Raw genomic sequence first — 2,423 nt, 5'->3', positions numbered from 1 at the left:
TTTTTTTTAAAATAACAACAGCATGGCAAACACACTTGACCCTATGGATTTAAAACAAATTCTGAGTTTGCACTTAGATGGCATAAGTAATCGTAAAATTGGTTCTATTTTAAGTATCTCTCGCAATACTGTAAATGGATATTTACGTTTATTTAAGGCTAGTGATTATAAGCTCAAAGAACTCTTAGCGTTCGATAATCTAAAATTAGAACGTTTATTTCCCTCCCATACCACTATTGATAATGAGCGTCATAATGCACTGATGCGTTATTTTGATACGATGAATGGTAAGCTGAATCAAACAGGCTTTACGTATTCATATCATTATGCTGTTTATAGTAATGAAGCCAAAAACCCCTACAGTTACACTCAATTTTTAGAGCATTATCACCGTAAGTTTCCCAAAGAAAAAGGTTCTATGAAGTTAGAGCATATAGCAGGTGAAGCTATGTTCGTAGATTATGCAGGTAAGAAGCTACATATTTTAAACAAAGAAACAGGTGAATTAGAAGCTGCTGAAGTTTTTGTAGCGATTCTCCCCAGTAGTCAGTATACTTACGTTGAAGCCTGTGGGAGTCAAAAACAAGAAGATTTTATTCGATGTTGTGAAAATGCCTTGCGTTTTTATGGAGGTGTTCCCAAAATGATTGTCTCTGACAATCTAAAATCTGCTGTTACTAGATCTAGTAAATATGAAGCACAGATTAATAAGAGTTTTAAAGACTTCGCACGCCATTACAACTGCGTTGTAAATCCTACCAGAGTTTATAGTCCTCAGGACAAAGCCTTGGTTGAAAATGCTGTGCATCTGACTTATCAACGTATTTACTACCCTATGCACGAGATGACCTTCTTTAATTTAGAAGATCTCAATAGGCAAATACAAGTTCATTTAGCACGGTATAATGATATGTTGCTTACCAGAAAACAAGCCAGTCGAAAAGAACTGTTTCAGCGAGAAGAACGCAGTTGTTTAAAGCCTTTAGCTAGTTGTCATTATCAGATTAAAGAGTACAAAAGAGCTAAAGTTCAAAAGATGGGGTATGTATATTTTTCAACAGATAAAAGCTATTACAGTGTCCCTTATCGTTACATTGGGCATCACACCATAATTGAATCTACTTCGACTACTATAGAAGTATACTACAATCGCCAACGTATTGCCATACATAAACGTAATTCAACTAAAGGAGCTTACAATACCAATAAAGAACACCTTAGTAGTACTCATAAACATTATGTGGACTGGAGTCCAGAATATTTTGAAAAGCAAGCTTTAAAACATGGAGTATATATAGCCAAGTGTGCTATGCAAATTATCACTAATGTTCCATACCCAGAGATTGGATACAAAAGAGTAATGGGGCTCATACAGCTACACAAAAGCTATGGTTCAGAGCGTTTAGACAAGGCCTGTAAAAAAGCACTAGAACTTGATGTAGTAAGCTACAAACGCATACAAAACATACTGAAAAACAACATAGATAAGCACTCTTTGTTCTACGAAGTATTGGAGGAAAATAAATCACATATCCCAAAGCACGATAATATCCGAGGAGCATCAACCTACAAATAATTTAACCTTAAAACTATAATAATATGAATCATAATCCCACTTTAGAAAAACTCAGGTCCATGAGACTTAGCGCTATGGCTCAACTCTATAGTCAACACTTATCTCAGAACACCTCAGAAAAAATGACCTTTGATCAACAATTAGCCCTACTTGTAGACCATCAATGGGATGACTGGCAAAATCGAAAAATTGATAGACTTTTAAAACAAGCATCCTTTAAACAACAAGCTTCTATTACTAATATCAACTATGCTGCACAACGTAATTTAGACAAGAATATGTTGGAAAGGTTAGCTACACTAGACTTCATCAAGCGAAAGGAAAACATCATTTTAACAGGAGCATCTGGAGTAGGTAAAAGTTATATCGCACAAGCATTAGGACACCAAGCCTGCATACTAGGAAACAAAACACTTTATCAAAATACAGCTAGAATGTTTAAAAAATTAAAACTCTGTAAAGTCGATGGCACCTATCTAAAAGAACTCAATAAAATCCTAAAAGCAGAAGTGTTGATACTTGACGATTTTGGTTTACAAAGCTTCGACAATCATGCAAGAGAAGCCCTTATGGATATTATTGACGATAGACACGGGAAGTCCTCAACTATAATAGCATCTCAAATACCTGTGTCTGCCTGGTATGATATCATTGGGGAAGGAACAATTGCTGATGCTATTTTAGATCGAATAGTAAACTCATCACATCGAATTAAGCTAGAAGGAGAATCTCTCAGAAAAGCAATCTTAAAAAATCAATAAATCTTAATTTTTAACTATAATTGCAATACCTCTATGAGTGGCACTGTTTGACCGAAATCACTGGCATGGTCACTCCGAAATAGCCA

2 protein-coding genes are annotated in these 2,423 nt (G+C 35.2%); both read left to right on the top strand.

Going from position 1 to position 2,423, the window contains the following annotated elements; translation table 11 throughout:
* The first annotated feature begins 22 nt into the window (after window positions 1-22).
* The gene (gene istA, locus KQA_RS0218100) at window positions 23-1,576 is read left to right on the top strand and encodes an IS21 family transposase (protein ID WP_010183049.1); all 1,554 of its coding nucleotides are present in this window, start codon (window positions 23-25) and stop codon (window positions 1,574-1,576) included.
* A gap of 23 nt (window positions 1,577-1,599) precedes the next feature.
* Window positions 1,600-2,337 (top strand): IS21-like element helper ATPase IstB, encoded by a 738-nt coding sequence (istB, locus tag KQA_RS0218095; protein WP_029209663.1) that lies wholly within the window; start codon window positions 1,600-1,602, stop codon window positions 2,335-2,337.
* Window positions 2,338-2,423 lie beyond the last annotated feature (86 nt).

The sequence above is a fragment of the Aquimarina agarilytica ZC1 genome (genome assembly GCF_000255455.1).
GTDB lineage: Bacteria > Bacteroidota > Bacteroidia > Flavobacteriales > Flavobacteriaceae > Aquimarina > Aquimarina agarilytica.
This window is presented reverse-complemented; position numbering and strand designations above follow the sequence as displayed.

Excerpts from the sequence above, each read along its gene's own strand:
- istA (WP_010183049.1), top strand. The coding sequence starts at position 23 with ATGGCAAACACACTTGACCCTATGGATTTAAAACAAATTCTGAGTTTG.
- istB (WP_029209663.1), top strand. The coding sequence starts at position 1,600 with ATGAATCATAATCCCACTTTAGAAAAACTCAGGTCCATGAGACTTAGC.